Origin of the sequence: Bradyrhizobium brasilense (genome assembly GCF_029714345.1) — a bacterium.
In the GTDB taxonomy this organism is placed as follows: Bacteria; Pseudomonadota; Alphaproteobacteria; order Rhizobiales; family Xanthobacteraceae; genus Bradyrhizobium; species Bradyrhizobium australafricanum.
In genome coordinates, this window is sequence record NZ_CP121669.1 from 5,993,186 (window position 1) to 6,010,030 (window position 16,845).

The 16,845-nt window shown below is 66.3% G+C and carries 14 protein-coding genes; 9 read left to right on the plus strand and 5 right to left on the minus strand.

Translation table 11 applies throughout. From position 1 onward, the window contains the following. Nucleotides 1-27 precede the first annotated feature (27 nt). The 7 genes from QA635_RS28170 to QA635_RS28200 all read left to right on the plus strand — a co-directional run bounded on the left by QA635_RS28170 (nt 28) and on the right by QA635_RS28200 (nt 9,127). On the plus strand, nt 28-1,902 hold the full coding sequence (locus QA635_RS28170; protein ID WP_283062703.1) for a methylmalonyl-CoA mutase family protein: 1,875 nt from the start codon (nt 28-30) through the stop codon (nt 1,900-1,902). Then, a complete protein-coding gene (locus tag QA635_RS28175) occupies nt 1,899-2,369 on the plus strand; it encodes a GFA family protein (RefSeq protein ID WP_057015646.1) in 471 nt (156 codons plus the stop codon). Before QA635_RS28170 ends, QA635_RS28175 begins: the two co-directional genes overlap by 4 nt. Before the next feature lie 55 nt (nt 2,370-2,424). Next, nucleotides 2,425-4,581: a methylmalonyl-CoA mutase gene (scpA, locus tag QA635_RS28180; protein WP_283062705.1), complete on the plus strand. Its 2,157-nt coding sequence runs from the start codon at nt 2,425-2,427 to the stop codon at nt 4,579-4,581. Between the two features lie 35 nt (nt 4,582-4,616). After that, nucleotides 4,617-5,417: a DUF3298 and DUF4163 domain-containing protein gene (locus QA635_RS28185; RefSeq protein WP_425249058.1), complete on the plus strand. Its 801-nt coding sequence runs from the start codon at nt 4,617-4,619 to the stop codon at nt 5,415-5,417. Nucleotides 5,418-5,710: 293 nt separating this feature from the next. After that, a complete protein-coding gene (gene meaB, locus QA635_RS28190; RefSeq protein ID WP_283062707.1) occupies nt 5,711-6,703 on the plus strand; it encodes a methylmalonyl Co-A mutase-associated GTPase MeaB in 993 nt (330 codons plus the stop codon). Then, nucleotides 6,700-7,347, plus strand: coding sequence for a pyroglutamyl-peptidase I (locus tag QA635_RS28195; RefSeq protein ID WP_283062709.1), 648 nt, complete (start codon nt 6,700-6,702; stop codon nt 7,345-7,347). The genes meaB and QA635_RS28195 overlap by 4 nt, the downstream gene beginning before the upstream one ends. 406 nt (nt 7,348-7,753) lie before the next feature. Beyond that, nucleotides 7,754-9,127, plus strand: coding sequence for a TIGR03808 family TAT-translocated repetitive protein (locus tag QA635_RS28200; RefSeq protein WP_283062711.1), 1,374 nt, complete (start codon nt 7,754-7,756; stop codon nt 9,125-9,127). A 194-nt stretch (nt 9,128-9,321) separates the two neighbouring features. Here the strand turns inward: QA635_RS28200 and QA635_RS28205 are convergent, their stop codons facing one another. The 4 genes from QA635_RS28205 to QA635_RS28220 form a co-directional block, all read right to left on the minus strand. Then, nucleotides 9,322-9,816 (minus strand): TIGR03809 family protein, encoded by a 495-nt coding sequence (locus QA635_RS28205; protein WP_283062713.1) that lies wholly within the window; start codon nt 9,814-9,816, stop codon nt 9,322-9,324. 547 nt (nt 9,817-10,363) lie between these two features. Then, complete coding sequence (locus tag QA635_RS28210) at nt 10,364-12,046, minus strand: S8 family serine peptidase (RefSeq protein WP_283062714.1); 1,683 nt, start codon at nt 12,044-12,046, stop codon at nt 10,364-10,366. A gap of 37 nt (nt 12,047-12,083) precedes the next feature. Beyond that, nucleotides 12,084-12,803 (minus strand): hypothetical protein, encoded by a 720-nt coding sequence (locus QA635_RS28215; RefSeq protein ID WP_050387103.1) that lies wholly within the window; start codon nt 12,801-12,803, stop codon nt 12,084-12,086. Beyond that, nucleotides 12,800-13,369, minus strand: coding sequence for a sigma-70 family RNA polymerase sigma factor (locus tag QA635_RS28220; protein WP_016843228.1), 570 nt, complete (start codon nt 13,367-13,369; stop codon nt 12,800-12,802). Before QA635_RS28220 ends, QA635_RS28215 begins: the two co-directional genes overlap by 4 nt. 417 nt (nt 13,370-13,786) lie before the next feature. Here QA635_RS28220 and QA635_RS28225 point away from each other — a divergent pair, with 417 nt between their 5' ends. Both QA635_RS28225 and QA635_RS28230 read left to right on the plus strand, forming a co-directional pair. Next, nucleotides 13,787-14,935: a GGDEF domain-containing protein gene (locus QA635_RS28225; RefSeq protein ID WP_283062718.1), complete on the plus strand. Its 1,149-nt coding sequence runs from the start codon at nt 13,787-13,789 to the stop codon at nt 14,933-14,935. 57 nt (nt 14,936-14,992) lie between these two features. Then, the gene (locus QA635_RS28230) at nt 14,993-16,099 is read left to right on the plus strand and encodes a DUF2336 domain-containing protein (protein WP_028331661.1); all 1,107 of its coding nucleotides are present in this window, start codon (nt 14,993-14,995) and stop codon (nt 16,097-16,099) included. A 107-nt stretch (nt 16,100-16,206) separates the two neighbouring features. On the opposite strand, the gene QA635_RS28235 is transcribed toward QA635_RS28230, so the two are convergent. Then, nucleotides 16,207-16,845: an NrsF family protein gene (locus QA635_RS28235; protein ID WP_028331662.1), complete on the minus strand. Its 639-nt coding sequence runs from the start codon at nt 16,843-16,845 to the stop codon at nt 16,207-16,209.

A 16,845-nucleotide genomic window follows, 5' to 3' on the forward strand; every position in this document is an offset into this window, starting at 1 on the left:
GGGGCCGGTGAAGGACGATTTGGGCGGATGACGACCTCGACTGACGATTTGGCTCTGGCTTCGGATTTTCGACCTGCGACCTATGACGACTGGCGCAAGCTGGTCGACGGCGTGCTGAAGGGCGCCCCGTTCGAGAAGCTGGTCGGCAAGACCTATGACGGCCTGAAGATCGATCCGATCTACCGCCGCGCCACCAATTCAAGCCCGCTTGCCGGCCGCGCCGCCGCTGCACCCTGGCAGATCCTGCAGCGGGTCGATCATCCCGATGCCGCACAGGCCAATGCGCAGGCGCTGCAGGATCTCGAGAACGGCGCGACCGGCCTCGAATTCGAGTTCGCCGGCGGTCCTGGCGCACGCGGCTTCGGTCTTGCCGATGCCAGCAAGAAGACGCTGGCGCGCGCCTGCGGCGGCGTCCATCTCGATGCCGGCATCATGATCGCGCTCAACCCGGTGATCGGCCGCGAGAACGCCGGCGAGACCTTTGCCGACATGGTCGAGGCCCGCAAGCTCGACCCGGCCAAGCTCGACCTGCATTTCAATTACCAGGCGCTCAGCACCATGGCCGTGCGCGGTGCTGCGGCCATCGCCTGGCCCAACTACGAAAAGTCGTTCGGCCAGGTCGTCAATGGCCTGATCAAGCGCGGCTTCAAGGGACCGTTCGTGCTGGCCGACGGCCGGCCAGTCCATGATGCCGGCGGCTCCGAGGTGCAGGAACTCGCGTTCACGCTCGCGCTGGGCCTCGCCTATCTGCGCATGCTGGAAGGCGCCGGCATCGATCTCGATGCGGCGCGCGCGGGCATCTCGTTCCGCCTCAGCGCCGATGCCGACCAGTTCCTGACCATGGCGAAATTCCGCGCGCTGCGGCTGCTCTGGGCACGGGTCGAGCAGGCCTGCGGGCTTGCGCCGAGGCCGATCTTCGTGAACGCGCAAACCGCCTGGCGGATGCTGACCCAGCGCGATCCCAATGTGAACATGCTGCGCGCGACGATCGCGACCTTTGCGGCCGGGCTCGGCGGCGCCAATGCGATCACGGTGCTGCCGCACACGCTGGCGCTCGGCCTGCCCGACGACTTCGCCCGGCGCGTGGCGCGTAACACGCAACTCGTGCTGCTCGATGAATCCAACCTGGCAAAGGTCTCCGATCCCGCGGCCGGCGCCGGCGGCATCGAGACGCTGACCGCGCAACTCTGCGAGGCGGCGTGGACGCTGGTCCGGGAGATCGAGAAGGCCGGCGGCATCTTCGCCGCGCTCGAGCAGGGGCTGCTGCAAAACAAGGTCGCCGCGACGCGATTGCTGCGCGAGACCAATGTGGCGAAGCGCCGCGACGTGCTGACCGGCGCCAGCGAATTTCCGGATCTGCGCGAGGCCGCCCCCGCGGTGCTGGATGTGAAACCATCAGCGCCGGCGTCCCTCGCCGGCGCCAAGGTGAAGTTCGACGCCCTCGCGCCGATGCGGCTCGCCGAGCCGTTCGAGGCGCTGCGCGACAAGTCGGATGCCGCGCTCAGGGCGCATGGCGCACGGCCGACGATATTCCTGGCCAATCTCGGCACCGCCGCGGACTTCACAGCCCGCGCGACCTTTGCCAAGAGTTTCTTCGAAACCGGCGGAATCGAAGCCATCGACAGCGAGGGCTTTGCCGACGCGGCGGCGCTGGCCGCGGCCTACAAGGCCTCGGGCGCGGCGATGGCGTGCATTTGTTCCTCGGATAAGGTCTATGCCGCCAGCGCCAGTGAGGCCGCCAGGGCCCTTCAAGGCGCCGGTGCGAGGCATATCTATCTGGCAGGGCGGCCCGCCGACCAGGAAGCGGCGCTGCGGGCGGCCGGCATCGGCGAGTTCGTCTTCGCCGGCGGTGATGCGCTGGCGACATTGCGCGACGCCTATCGGCAGATGGAGCAGACATGAGCGCAGAGGCACCATCGACACCCGTTCTGACCGGCGGCTGCCAGTGCGGCGCCGTCCGATTTGCCGTCTCGGCGGCACCGACCCGGATCAGCATCTGCCACTGCCGAATGTGCCAGAAGGCGTCCGGCGCGCCATTTGCCTCTTTCGCCGACATCGATCGCAACGACTTCAGATGGACCCGCGGCAAGCCCGCCGCGTTCAGGTCCTCCTCGATCGCCGAGCGCGACTTCTGCGCGGCCTGCGGAACGCCCCTGAGCTTCCGCCGCATCGACGGGCCCCGCATCGAGATCATGACCGGCGCCTTCGATCGGCCCGACCGGGTGATACCGACGCAACAATTCGGAACCGAGTCCCGCCACGGCTGGGTGGTCGGCATCGCCAACCTGCCGAGCCAGACCACGATGCAGAATTACGGACCGGACAAGATGGCGACGATCGTCAGCCATCAGCATCCGGACCATGATTGAGTTAGAAGCTACAGCGATTGATCGAACGCAATCGCCAGTTTGAGGAAGCCCAGGAATGACCCGCATTCCCAATTTCGCCGATGTCGCCTTCCAGCCCGTGGCCACCACGGCCCCGGCTGCGAGCGCGGAGCCGTGGCTGACGCCCGAGGGCATCCCGGTGAAGTCCGTCTACGGCGAGGCCGATCTCGAAGGCATCGACTTCCTCGAGACCTGGCCCGGCATCGCGCCCTATCTGCGCGGCCCCTACCCGACCATGTATGTCAACCAGCCCTGGACCATCCGGCAATATGCCGGCTTCTCCACGGCCGAGGATTCCAACGCGTTCTATCGCCGTAACCTCGCCGCCGGACAGAAGGGCCTGTCGGTCGCCTTCGACCTCGCCACCCACCGCGGCTATGACAGCGATCATCCCCGCGTCTCCGGCGACGTCGGCATGGCCGGCGTCGCGATCGATTCCATCTACGACATGCGCACGCTGTTCGCCGGCATCCCGCTCGACCAGATGAGCGTGTCGATGACCATGAACGGCGCGGTGCTGCCGATCCTCGCGCTGTTCGTCGCGGCCGCCGAGGAACAGGGCGTGCCGCCGGAGAAACTGTCGGGCACCATTCAGAACGACATTCTGAAAGAGTTCATGGTGCGCAACACCTACATCTATCCGCCGGCGCCCTCGATGCGGATCATCTCGGACATCTTCGCCTACACCTCGCAGCGGATGCCGAAATACAATTCCATTTCCATTTCCGGCTACCACATGCAGGAGGCCGGCGCGACGCAGGACCTCGAGCTCGCCTATACGCTGGCCGACGGCGTCGAATATCTGCGCGCCGGGCTTGCCGCGGGCCTCGACGTCGATCGTTTTGCCCCTCGCCTCTCGTTCTTCTGGGCGATCGGCATGAACTTCTTCATGGAAGTCGCCAAGATGCGCGCCGCGCGGCTGTTATGGGCCAAGCTGCTCAAGCAGTTCAATCCGAAGGATCCGCGCTCGCTGTCGCTGCGCACCCATTGCCAGACCTCGGGCTGGTCGCTGACCGCGCAGGACGTGTTCAACAACGTGATGCGCACCACGATCGAGGCGATGGCGGCAACCCAAGGCCACACCCAGTCGCTGCACACCAACGCGCTCGACGAGGCCCTGGCGCTGCCGACCGATTTCTCGGCGCGCATCGCCCGCAACACCCAATTGTTCCTGCAGCAGGAGAGCGGCACCAACCGCATCATCGATCCCTGGGGCGGCTCCTACTATGTCGAGCGGCTGACCCGCGATCTCGCGCAGAAGGCCTGGGGGCACATCCAGGAGGTCGAGGCGCTCGGCGGCATGGCCAAGGCGATCGAGGCCGGCGTGCCGAAGCTCAGGATCGAGGAAGCCTCCGCCAAGACGCAGGCGCGGATCGATGCCGGCCGGCAGGCGGTGATCGGCGTCAACAAGTTCAAGCCCGAGAACGAGAAGCCGATCGACGTCTTGAAGGTGGAGAACTCCACCGTGCGTCGGCTGCAGATCGACAAGCTGGCGCGGCTCAAGAAGGAGCGCAACCAGAAGGACGTCGATGCGGCGCTCGCCGCCCTCACGCGCTCGGCGGGCGAAGGCAACGGCAATTTGCTGGCGCTGGCGATCGACGCCGCTCGCGCCAAGGCCACCGTCGGCGAAATTTCGGACGCCATGGAAAAGGTGTTCGGCCGCCACCGCGCCGAGATCAAGTCCATCACCGGCGTCTACAAGCGAGAGGCAGCGGCGATGTCCAACAAGGTCGAAAAAGTGCAGGCCCTGATCGATGCGTTCGAGGAGGCCGAGGGCCGCCGCCCGCGCATCTTGGTCGCCAAGATCGGCCAGGACGGCCATGACCGCGGCCAGAAGGTGATCGCATCCGCCTTTGCCGACGTCGGCTTCGACGTCGATATCGGACCGCTGTTCGCAACCGCCGACGAAGCTGCGCGGCAAGCGGTCGAGAACGACGTCCACATCCTCGGCGTCTCCTCGCTCGCCGCGGCGCATCTCACCGCGGTGCCTGAATTGAAGGCCGCGCTGAAGAAACATGGCCGCGACGACATCATGATCATCATCGGCGGCGTGGTGCCGCCGCAGGATTACGACGCGCTGTATGCCGCCGGCGCCGAGGCGATCTTCCCGCCGGGCACGGTGATCTCGGATGCCGCCGAGGAGCTGATCCACAAGCTCAACGCCCGGCTCGGCCATAGCGCGGCGGCGGAGTAGCGCTGCCGTATACGCTCTCCTTTCAGGAGCTTTCCATGCGCGCCGCTCGCTCGATGACGCCTGTCCGCATCATGGGTCTTGCCAGCGTGCTCGCGTGCCTTTGCCTTCCCGCGCGCGCCGCCGACCCCAAACCCGACGCCACGACCAAGAACGCGAACATCGAGGCGAGCGTCTATCTCGACGACAAGATCAAGGCAGACAGCGCGCTGGCGGCCGATTGCCTCGGCGAGGGCAGGAAATGGATCGACAAGAACGCGGCCGAGGCGGCGTCCGCCCGGAAGGATGAGCCTGAGCTCTTCAGAGACCGCGGCGGCTACTCGTTCGAACGCAAATACTCGGAGCGGTCTGTCGTCGACGGCCGCTATGTGAGCGTGCTGCGCGACGACTACATGGACACCCACGGCGCGCATCCGAACTCCGACGTCAACACCATCCTGTGGGACACCACGGCGAAGAAGCGCATCAGCATCCGTCCCTTCTTCACCGAGACGACGGACAACGGCCCGACTCTGACGGCGATGCGCAAGGCCATCGTCAGCGCGCTCAACGCCGAGAAGAAGCGGCGCGGCGCCGGCGAGACCGCAACTGCCGAATGGTACAAGGAGTTGAAGCCAACCCTGCTCAAGATCGGCGCCGTGACGCTGGCGCCGTCGACCGTGTCAGGCAAGAGTTCTGGCCTCACCTTCCACTACCCGCCCTACGCCGTCGGCCCCTACGCCGAAGGCCAGTATGTCATCTTCGTTCCGTGGGAGACGCTGAAGCCGTATCTGACGGCGGAAGGTGCGAAAGTCTTCGCCGGCGCGCGGCCGAAGGGCGATACGGACGATCGAGACTAGAGCATGATGAAGTCAGGTTGAACCGGTCTCCAGGCAAGGCGCTGCACCTCTCCCGCTTGCGGGGGAGGTCAGATCGCATCGAAGATGCGATCTGGGTGGGGGCTCTCTCCGCGCTGTGGCTCGTGGAGAGAGCCCCCACCCCAGCCCTCCCCGCAAGCGGGAGAGGGAGTGCACCGCCGCCTTCGCAGCCATTCAACCTCATCACCTCATGTCCGAGGCGTCATCAACAGGCCGCGCCGGTGCCGATCCGCGTTCCCCTCGCCTGCCATGGCCAGCCGTTGTAAACCAACCCCATGATCGCATCGAAGCCTGCCGCTCCCGACATCAGCGCCCTCGCCAAGGGCCTCCGTGCCGGCCACCGCGCCGCGCTGGCGCGGGCGATCACGCTGGTCGAGAGCCGGCGCGGCGATCATCAGGCGGCGGCGCGCGAGCTGGTGCAGGCGCTATTGCCCGACACCGGCAAGGCGGTGCGGGTCGGCATCACCGGCTCGCCCGGCGTCGGCAAGTCGACCACCATCGATGCGCTCGGCATGTTCCTGATCGAGCGCGGCCACAAGGTCGCGGTGCTGGCGGTCGATCCCTCCTCGGCGCGCACCGGCGGCTCGATCCTCGGCGATAAGACCCGGATGGCGCGGCTCGCCGTCTCCGACCAGGCCTTCATCCGTCCCTCGCCCTCCTCGGGTACGCTCGGCGGCGTCGCGGCGAAGACCCGCGAGGCGATGCTGCTGTGCGAGGCGGCCGGCTTCGACGTGGTGCTGGTCGAGACCGTCGGCATCGGCCAGTCCGAGACCGCGGTCTGCGACATGACCGACTTCTTCCTGGCGCTGATGCTGCCGGGCGCCGGCGACGAGCTGCAGGGCATCAAGAAGGGCCTTGTCGAGCTCGCCGACATGATCGCGATCAACAAGGCCGACGGCGACAACCTCAAGCGCGCCAACCTCGCCGCCGCCGACTATCGCAGCGCGTTGCACATCCTGGCGCCGCGCTCCGAGCATTGGCATCCGCCGGTGGAGACCTATTCCGCGCTGACCGGCGCCGGGCTCGACCGGCTCTGGCAGAAGATCCTCGATCACCGTACCGCGATGAACGCCTCGGGCGAGTTCGCCGGCCGCCGCCGGGAGCAGCAGGTGAAGTGGATGTGGTCGATGCTGGAGAGCCGGATGATGGCGCGGCTGCGCTCGGATGCCGCGATCCGCGCCAAGGTGAAGAAGATGGAGGCCGAGGTCGCCGGCGGCCGCATCTCGCCCGCGGTCGCCGCCGAACAGATCGCGGAGATGCTGCATTGAGCGGCAGGCTGCGCATCCTCGTCACCGGCTTCGGGCCGTTTCCGGGTGCGCCGTTCAACCCGACCATGCCGTTGGTGAAGCGGCTGACCGCCCTGCGCCGCCCGGCCTTCGACGACGTCGCGCTGTCGAGCCACATCTTCGACGTCACCTACGCGGCCGTCGATCGCGAATTGCCGGAGCTGTTCGCAGAACACCGCCCGCAGGCGCTCTTGATGTTCGGCCTCGCCGGCCGCACCGGCTATCTGCGGATCGAAAGCCGTGCCCGCAACGCGGTGACCACGCGCTTCCCCGATGCCGGCCGCCAGCATGCGCGCAAGGGATCGATCGAGGGCGGCGCCGATGCGCGCATGTTCGGGCCTCATACTGAAAAATTACTGCGCGCCGCGCTTGCGACCGGGATCGACGCGCGAGCCTCGCGCGACGCCGGCAGCTATCTCTGCAACTATCTGAGCTGGCGCGCGATCGAGGCCGTCAACCGCGACAATGACTTGCGCCTCGCGCAATTCGTCCACGTCCCGCCGCTCGCCCATGACGGCACGGCTGCATCCGGCCAATCATCGATCACGCTGGAAGCGCTGGTCGATGCCGGCGAGGCCATGCTGATGGAGCTGGTGAAACTGACCCGGCAGGCCTCGCGCGCGTGAGCGTTGCAAATGCCCGTTTCAGAGCGGCGAAGCGAAGAGCAAGTGCTCGGGCAAATCATGTCGCGAGAACGTGGATGTGTGAATCGCAAGTGGCGCAAACACAATCACTGTCGTCCCGGCGAAGGCCGGGACCCATAACCACCGATGCTGCTTGTTGCGCAACGCTGGTGCGACGAGTTCCGTTCACAACACCCGCCGCGGCGTATGGGTCCCGGCCTTCGCCGGGACGACGCCTGGGAAGGAGCCACGGCCCTCATCCCCCGACGTGAATCGGTTGCACCCGCGATTAACCCTACCGCCAACAATCGCCCCGCTGCGTCGGCGTGTTCACCATGCCGCGCCGCGTTTCGCGCTACCACTCGACCCGCGAACGTCACCGCTCGCGAATGTTGCGAGGGCCATGCCCATGGACGTCAACCGCCGCCATCTGATCGGAGCAACCGCCGCCGGCGCAGCCGGCGCGCTCACAATGTCGCCTGACGCTGTGCGTGCAGCAGCGCCGTCGACCGGCTCGCTCGGCCGCGACGTCACGCAATATGGCGTGCATCCCGGCAGCCCCGACGACCAGACCCGCAATCTGCAGCGCGCGATCGATGACGCCGCGCGGGCGCAGGTGCCGCTCGCGTTCCCGCCCGGCGTCTACCGGACCGGCCCGTTGCGGCTTGCCCCCGGCAGCCAGCTGATCGGCGTGCGCGGCGCCAGCCGGCTGGTGTTCAACGGCGGCGCCTCGCTGCTGGAAGGCGAAGGCGCCTGCGGCGTCGTTCTGATGGGCCTCACCTTCGACGGCGGCAACGTCCCGCTGCCGAACCGGCGCGGCCTCGTGCACTGCCTATCCGGCCGCGACATCCGCATCACCGATTGCCGGTTCACCGGCAGCGGCGGCAACGGCATCTGGTTCGAGCAGATGTCGGGTGATGTCAGCAACAACATCTTCACCGACATTGCGACCACGGCGCTGGTATCGTTCGACGCGATGGGCCTGATGGTGTCGCGCAACACCATCAAGGGCACCAACGACAACGGCATCGAGATCCTGCGCACCGCGATCGGCGACGACGGCTCGATCGTCGCAGACAACCGCATCGAGGACATCAAGGCCGGCCCCGGCGGCTCCGGGCAGTACGGCAACGCCATCAACGCCTTCCGCGCCGGCAACGTGATCGTGCGCGGCAACCGCATCAAGAACTGCGACTTCTCGGCGGTGCGCGGCAATTCGGCCTCCAACATCCACATCACCGACAACAGCGTCAGCAATGTTCGCGAGGTCGCGCTCTATTCGGAGTTTTCGTTCGAGGCCGCGGTCATCGCCAACAACACCGTCGACGGCGCCGCGATCGGCGTCTCCGTGTGCAATTTCAACGAGGGCGGCCGCATCGCTGTGGTCCAGGGCAACATCATCCGCAACCTGCTGCCGAAGCGCCCTGCAGGCACCGACCCGAACGACGGCGCTGGCATCGGCATCTATGTCGAGGCCGACAGCACCGTGACCGGCAATGTGATCGAGAACGCGCCGACCTTCGGCATCGTCGCCGGCTGGGGCAAGTACCTGCGTGACGTCGCGATATCAGGCAACGTGGTCCGCAACGCCTTCGTCGGCATCGGCGTCTCGGTAGTGCCGGGCGCCGGCACCGCGCTGATCAACAACAACATGATCTCGGAAACCCCGCGCGGCGCGGTGGTCGGGCTCGACCATGCCCGCCCGATCACGCCGGATCTGTCGGCAGGCGGCGCCCAGCAATATGCGCAGCTCGTGGTCGGCGCGAACGCGGTGCGGCGCTAGAGCGTTTTCGAGCGAAGTGGATACCGGTTCGCGTGAAGAAAACGCGTCAAAACAAGAATCTAGAGCCCCGTTCCGATTCAATCGGAACGGAAAAAGCGCTAGATCCGGAAAAGGGCGAAGCGGCTTTTCCTCGCGACAAACGCGGAACGCGCTTGCGCGGAGATCATGCTCAAAAAATAAGCGAGAGCGGTCGCCTACAGCGCGTTGCGCAGCAGCGGATAGCGCCGCTGGATGGTGTCGAGATCGAGCACCGGCGGCGGCGCAGCCGGAGCGGGCATTTCCAGCGGCGGCGCGTCGGCCACCGTGGGCGGCTGCTCCAGCACCTCGGCCGCCGTTTCCAGCGCGGCCGCGACCGCTTTCATCGCCGCCTCGGCCAGGACCGCAGCCTCCGGCCGGCGCGCGGGCGGCGGCGAGATGGCGGCCGGCGGCAGTTTCGACCTGCCGCGACCGAGCCAGGACAGATCGATCGGCGAATTGTCGAGCGAGGCTTCGCGGGACAGCAATTCGCGCCAGATGTCGACCGCGGCACGGGCTTCCCTGATGTTCTCGAGAAAGGCCTGCTCGCTGTGATAGCGCCGCCAGCGCCCGGTATCGAACAGTTCGGTAAGGTGCTCCAGCCTTTGCTCGGCGAGGTTGCACCAGCGTGCAACGATCTCCTGGCCTCTGGCCACGTCGGTCCGATGTGTCATTCAACTTGCCCGCAGGAAAAGAAACGGACGCAGACGCAACCGAACGAACCGAATCAACTGGACGTGACGCCGATATTCTGTGGAAAAGGTAAATAAAGTCTAACTAAATTCTTAATCGCGAACGGGCGATCGAAGAAGTCCGCTCTACTACGGAGTTTCTCGCTCGAACTGCCTCAAGTCATCGACTTGCCGTGGTGGCGATGCGCACCGCTCCTGGGGCGGAATGATCCACAGCAACCGCCGCAGCCGTCGCGCGTTTGCCCATCCCGCTCCGATCGGTCGGCGCCATCGTGCCGCGCATCGTCGAGTCCGTCATGCAAGGGTGCCCCCAAAATGAAAGACCCGTCCGGGGGGACAACCGGACGGGTCAAAGCCATATGGGCGCTTGGGGTGGATGGGCGCTCGCGCCTGATATAGCCGGGGAGGGTAAACCGCTCCCACACACATAAGTCGTGAGAGGAAGGCGGACGTTCAAATCGCCGGCGATTTTTTTAACCTTCTCGCGCCGCGGTTCCATCGCACCGTTGCCGGCGTTCGGCGTCGAAAATCACTGCGCAGCACGGCGATTTGCAGCGGAATCCTCCGATGCGATCGACGGCGCGGGTTCATTCGGCGTGCGGCTCACGGAAGTGTTATTGCCGTCGGCCTGCTGTGCAGGCTGCGACGGTTTGTCCGCGGCAGAGGCAACGGGTGCACTGGTCGCCGCCATCACCGCGGCAAGCGCATCCGCTTCCCCCGCACCGAACAGATCGTCACGTCCAGGTGTCCCGAGATCGCGCGCCGTGCTGGTCAGGACCTGTCGCACCTCGGCAGGCTTCAATGCCGGATTGCGTTCCAACACCAAGGCCGCGATGCCGCTGACGAACGCGGCCGAAAACGATGTGCCCGACATCAGCTGGTATTTGCCGTCAGGCACCGGCACGAGGAGGTCGGCGCCCGGAGCCGCCAGCGCGATATGGCTGCCGCGGTTCGAGGCGGCCATCAGCCGGTCGCCGGCATCGGTGCCACTCACTGCGATCACGTCGGGATGAGCGGCCGGATACAGCGGCGGCGATGTCGGACCGGCATTGCCGGCCGCGGCGACCAGCACGACGTCCCGTGCCGCGGCGGCTGCCACCGCACGCTCGACCAGGGCGTCCTTCGGTCCGGCAAAGCTCATGTTCACGATCTGCGCGCCATGCGCCACCGCGTAGTCGAGGCTCCTGAGGATCACATAGGAGGTGCTCCCGGCGCCGCCCGCGACCGCACCGAAGGCGCGGATCGCCAGGATTCGCACTTCCGGCGCGCTCCCCGTCAGCCTGACGCGCGCCGCAATCGCGCCGGCAATGGCGGTGCCGTGGGCTTGCGGGCCATCCTTGCTGCCGAGCGCATCGAACGTATCCGCGACCGTATTCGCCAGCTCCGGATGGGCGGCATCGACACCGGAGTCGATGACGGCAATGGTGACATTCATTCCGCGCGCCAGCTTGTGGGCGGCGGGCAGATGCAACTGTGTCTGGGCATATTGCGCCGGATCGCTGCCGCCCGACGCCTTCTGGTCCTGCAGCGCGTAACGGTAGTTGGGCTGTACGGAGCGGACGCCGGCATCGCTTGCGAGCTCGCGGCTCGCCGTTTCGGCCGAACGATTGCCCTGGATGCGGAACAGGCCGATCGTCGCACCCAGCAGCGCGACATTCTGCGAGGCGATCCGCCTCAACCCATGACGGCGCGCGAGTGCATCTGCTTCCGCCTCCGTCAATGCACCGTCGATTTCGGCCACGAGCTCATTCGGCACGGTTCGCACGCTCGACGCATCCTGCGCACGCAAACTGCCGCCACCGCCGGCCCTGCCCTTCCGCGTTGCGCCCTTGCCGCCGCCGTTGCCGGCAACCGGCCGGTCGGAACATTGGCCGCGATCGCCGTCATCGCAGCTGGCAGAGAGACGGGGCGCGGGGCGCACGGGGGACGGCACGCGCAATCGCGGCCCATCGTAGGTCCACGACGTGGCCGGGCCGCGGTCCACCGTCGGCGGCATGCGGCCAACCGGGCCGCCGAACCCGCCGGCGGGATTGCCACCAACCCTTCCCATACCGGGATTGGCCCGCAACCCGGGCGAGACCTGTGGCGCGCCACCGGTCGGCGATCGCATGAAATTCTGGGCGGAGGCGGAGCCGGCAACACAGACCAGCAACAATGCTGCGGCTGCGGCGATCGCGTGGTTCGTCAATCTGGTCCGGCCGTTGGCGGCCATGGTGACCTCAACTCGGCGCAGAACCGTCAGCCGCCGATTATGGCGTTTCGACCGCGAGGCTGACGATCTTCTCCTTCTGCAAACGCGCAATCAGCGCAGCGACGCTACTCTTGTCCATTGCGCGGAACTGCAGCCGGAACATCCCGCCCTTCCCGTCGAGGATCGAGGCCTGGTAATTGTCGAGTAGCGACGTGATGTCGGCGACCCTGGCATCGGGTGTGAAGCGCACCAGCAGTCGGGTCGGCGTCGCCGCCACGCTGGCGCCGAGGTCGCGGGTGATCGGCGCACTGGGCGCGACCGGCGCACTGCGCTCGGCGACATCGAGCGACGCCGTCTGGAACAAAGCCGGCTGGCTGCGCATCAGCACCGCGCCGATCACGCCCGCCTGCAACAACACCACGACCGCACCGAGGCCGGACGACCACGCCAGCGTCCGCGGCGACAATTTCGAAAAGAACTCCGAGACAGAGGCCGACATGCGCGCGCCCATCGACGGCTTGTGCTCCGGCTCGGCATCGATCGCGGCGAACAGCTTCTGCATCGCGCGCGCCGAGGGCGCACCGAGGCTCTCGTTGAGGCCGATGGTCTCGGCATATTCCTCGCGAATGACGGCATATTGCCGGGCGAGCTCCGGATCGCTCGCAAGCGCGTCCTCGACGCGGCGCGTGTCACGCGCGTTCAGCGTGCCGGCCGCGTGCCAGGGCAGCAGCATCTCGATATCGTCAGGCTCTTGCACCTTTGTTCTCGCAGCCATCATGGCCAACCTCGCTCGACACCGGCTGCCTTCAGCAACTCGGCAAGTTTCTTGCGCGCATAGAACAGGCGCGTCTTCACGGTATTCTCCGGAATCCCCACGATCTCAGCGACATCTTCCACGGATTTCTCGTGATAGTAGACAAGATCGACAATTTCCCGATGTTCCGCCGATAGTCCCGTCAGGCACCTACGCAGCGTGTCACCGGTGTCCTTCTTCTGCACTACCGTTTCCGGATCGTCGGACGTGTCCTCGATCGCGTTCGCGGCCTCATCGTCCAGTTCGGCGTCCTTCCTTCGCCGCAGCGAAGACAACGCCTTGAACCGGGTAATCGCCAGAAGCCAGGTCGAAACGGCGGATCGTCCCTCAAACTTGCCCGCCTGACGCCACACGTCCAGAAAGACCTCGCTGATGAGATCTTCCGCCACCTGTTCGTCCCGCACGAGCCGAAGCCCGAAGCGGTACACCCTGACATGGTGCCGCCCGTACAGCACCTGCATGGCAAGCCGGTCGCCTTGAGCGATCCGAGCGATCAGAACGTCGTCTGAAGCCGCCTGTGTCGCGCTCAATGCCCGTCTCGCAAAGTTGGTCTGAAGGGGGCGGTGCGTGGTTCGACGCGAGAGCCAAGATTCTTCACATTACGGCAATGTCCGCACTGCATGTGTGATCTATGCCACAGTCGGCGCTTCCAATGAGGAAAAATCAGCCGAGACTCGATAAACGGTATCATAATAGTGAAAACTCTCGCGGACAGGCACCATCCGGCGCGATGATACCAAGGCTTTATCGGCACGCCAGCACCGTCACGAAGTCCGCCACAGCGCAGGCTTGCCGCACATCGCTCCCGCCTCGCCTCTGCGAACGGATTCCCCTTACGAAACAAGGGCGATGACCGGGTTACACCGGGGTAGATTCGGTTCCAAAAGATACCAAACCTAAAGGCTTTCCCACGTAGATTTTCGCCGGATTTCACCAATGGCGAGACCATGGGCAGCGCTGCGTCGTCACTTCCCAGCCCGATCGCGGGCGCATCGGAAAGCGGCCGTCCCAGGCTGACGGCCGAGCGCCTGGCGCGCCGGGCCAAGCAGCGCCGCCAGATCCAGTCGATGATCGCGGCCTGCTTCGTGCTCGACGCCGTCGTGCTGCTGATCTACGCCCATGGCGGCACCACGTCGGTTTGGGTGGCGGCCGCCTACGCGCTGACCGGCCTGTCTTTGGTCGCCGTCTACGTGGTGCTCTCCGAGCGCGGCCTTCACGAGCGCTTCCGCGACCACTATCTGGTCGCGCCGCAATCGGCGATCAACATGGTGAACCTGCTGGTGTTCACCTACATCGCGCCGGAAGTCGGCGTGCTGTTTCTCTGCAACCTGTTCGTGGTGTTCGGCTTCGGTGCGCTGCGCACCTCGGCGCGGCAGACTGCGATCGTCTGGACCGTCATGGTGCTGGGCCTCGCCGCGCTGTTCCTCGGCACCGACAAGGCGATCGGGATGCCGACCGCGACCCGGATCGATCGCCTCGCCACCATGCTGGTGTTCGCGCTGACGATCGGGCGCTGCATGTGCCTCGGCATCTTCTCCAGCTCGATGCAGCAATCGCTGTATCAGAGCGGACTGAAGCTGAAGGAGGCCTATCGGCGCATCGAGGAGCTCGCGGAGCTCGATGAACTGACCGGCGCCTCCAATCGCCGCAGCATCATGCGCACGCTCGAGGAGGAGATCGCGCGCTGCGCGCGCAACGGCAGCTCCTGCGCGGTTGCGCTGATCGACCTCGACCATTTCAAGCGCATCAACGATGTCTACGGCCATCCGATCGGCGACGAGGCGCTGCGCACCTTCGCCATCGGCATGTTCGCCAACCTCCGCAGCGTCGATCGCTTCGGCCGTTACGGCGGCGAGGAATTCTTGCTGGTGCTGCCCGACCTGTCGCAGGATCAGGCGATGCGCGCGCTCGAACGGCTGCGCGCGATCATCGCCGATCTCGACTGGAGCGCATTCTCGCCCGGCATGCGGGTGACGATCTCCGCAGGCGTCACGACGCTCAAGCCGCGCGAAAACTCCGATACGTTGCTCGCCCGCGCCGATGGCGCGCTATACGCAGCCAAGGCCAGGGGACGCAACCGCATCGCCAGCGCCTGAAATCCATTTCCCTCTTCGGCGCCGGAGAAGCCGTCGCCACCGCTCCAGGACAGAGTCATGAGTTTGAAGCCCGAGACCGCCCCCGAAAGTCTGCTCGACGAGCTGCAGACGACCCTCGCGCACGGCACCGTCGCACGCCGCGTCGAGACGCTGCGCCGCGTGACCGACCTCTTCATCAACGGCTCGGTGAACTATTCCAACGAGCAGATCGTGCTGTTCGACGATGTTTTCCAATGCCTGCTCGAGCACATCGAAAACTCGGCCAAGGCGCTGCTCGCCGACCGCCTCGCCCCGATCGACACCGCGCCGCCGCAGACCATCCGCACCCTTGCCTTCGACGACCTGATCGAGGTCGCGGGCCCCGTGCTGACGCTGTCGCCGCGGCTCGACGACGACACCCTGATCGAAACGGCGCGCAGCAAGAGCCAGGCGCATCTGCTCGCGATCTCGAACCGCAAGACGCTGAGTGGCGCCGTCACCGACGTGCTGGTGCTGCGCGGCAATGACGAGGTGATCCAGAGCGCGGTCAACAATCCCGGCGCGGAATTCACCGAGCGCGGCTTCACCCGCCTGGTCAGCCGCGCCGAGGGCGACGACAACCTGTCGACCTGCGTCGGCCTGCGCCCGAACATCCCGCGGCATCTCTATCTCAAGCTGGTCGCCAAGGCCTCGGACGCGGTCAGGCAGCGGCTTGAGGCTGCCAATCCGCAGCAGGCCAAGGAGATTCCGATCGCGGTGAAGGAAGCGACGCGACGCGCGCGCTCGGCGCCGGCCGCCGTGACGCCGGACACCACGATCGCGCATGCCTTGGTCAAGTCGCTCTACCAGGATGGCCGGCTCGACGAATTCCAGCTCGCAGCCTTCGCCGAGGCCGGCAAGTTCGACGAGACCAACGCCTCGCTCGCCGCACTCGCCAACGTCTCGGTCAGCGTCGCCGAGAACATGATGATCGAAACCCGCGCCGAGGGCGTCATGATCCTGGCCAAGGTCTCGGGCCTGTCATGGTCGACGGTGCGGGCGATCATCAACCTGCGCGACGACATCTCGGGCGGCGAGCCGACCGATCTGCAGGCTTGCAAGGACACCTATGAGCGGCTGCGGCCGTCGACCGCACAGCAGGTGTTGCGCTTCCATCGCATGCAGCAGTCCGCGCCCGCAGCCTGAACTCTCAGCTTGATCTCCGTAGCCCGGATGGAGCGGAGCGCAATCCGGGACGTCCATCCGCGGCGAGAATCCCGGATTTCGCTTCGCTCCATCCGGGCTACGATTGCTTAATATCGCAACGCCCGGTTTCCCATCAGCGCGCCGACGCTCGCGACGATCGCGGTCGCCAGCGTGTACCAGGTGGCGACGAACAGCGGCGAGTCATCCGTGCAGTGCGACGCGTAGACGGTTGCCGCGAGCCCTGCCGAGAGCAGGCCGGCTATCGCACCGGCAACCGCCGGCCGCGCCGGCGCGCCCTGCCGCAGCCCGTACAGCGCGCCGACCAGCAGCGGCAGCGACATCGCGGGGATCGCGGTCATGCAGGCCATCGAATTCTTGCCGATCAGCCGCGTCATCATCGGCGTCCGCTGCGGCATCATCATCTCGCCGCTGATGGCGGCGACGAGGATGCCAGCGGGAATCAGCAGCCACCAGCCGAAGCCGCGCAGCGAAGCCTCCGGGCGCGACAGATGCAGGCTGACCGCGATCGCCGAGGCGGCAAGCGCCAGCGTCACGGCGAATTTCAGGTCGAAGAACGGATTGTGCATCGCGCTCATCACGTCGGGCCGCACGCCGAGTTCGGCAAAAAAGATCAAGAGCGAGACCGGCGCCGCCGCCAGCAGTGCCAGCATCAGCGCAAGACCGATCGGACGCGCGCGATAGGCATTGTCGGCGGCCAGGGTTCGAATGAGTTGATCGGTGTCCAT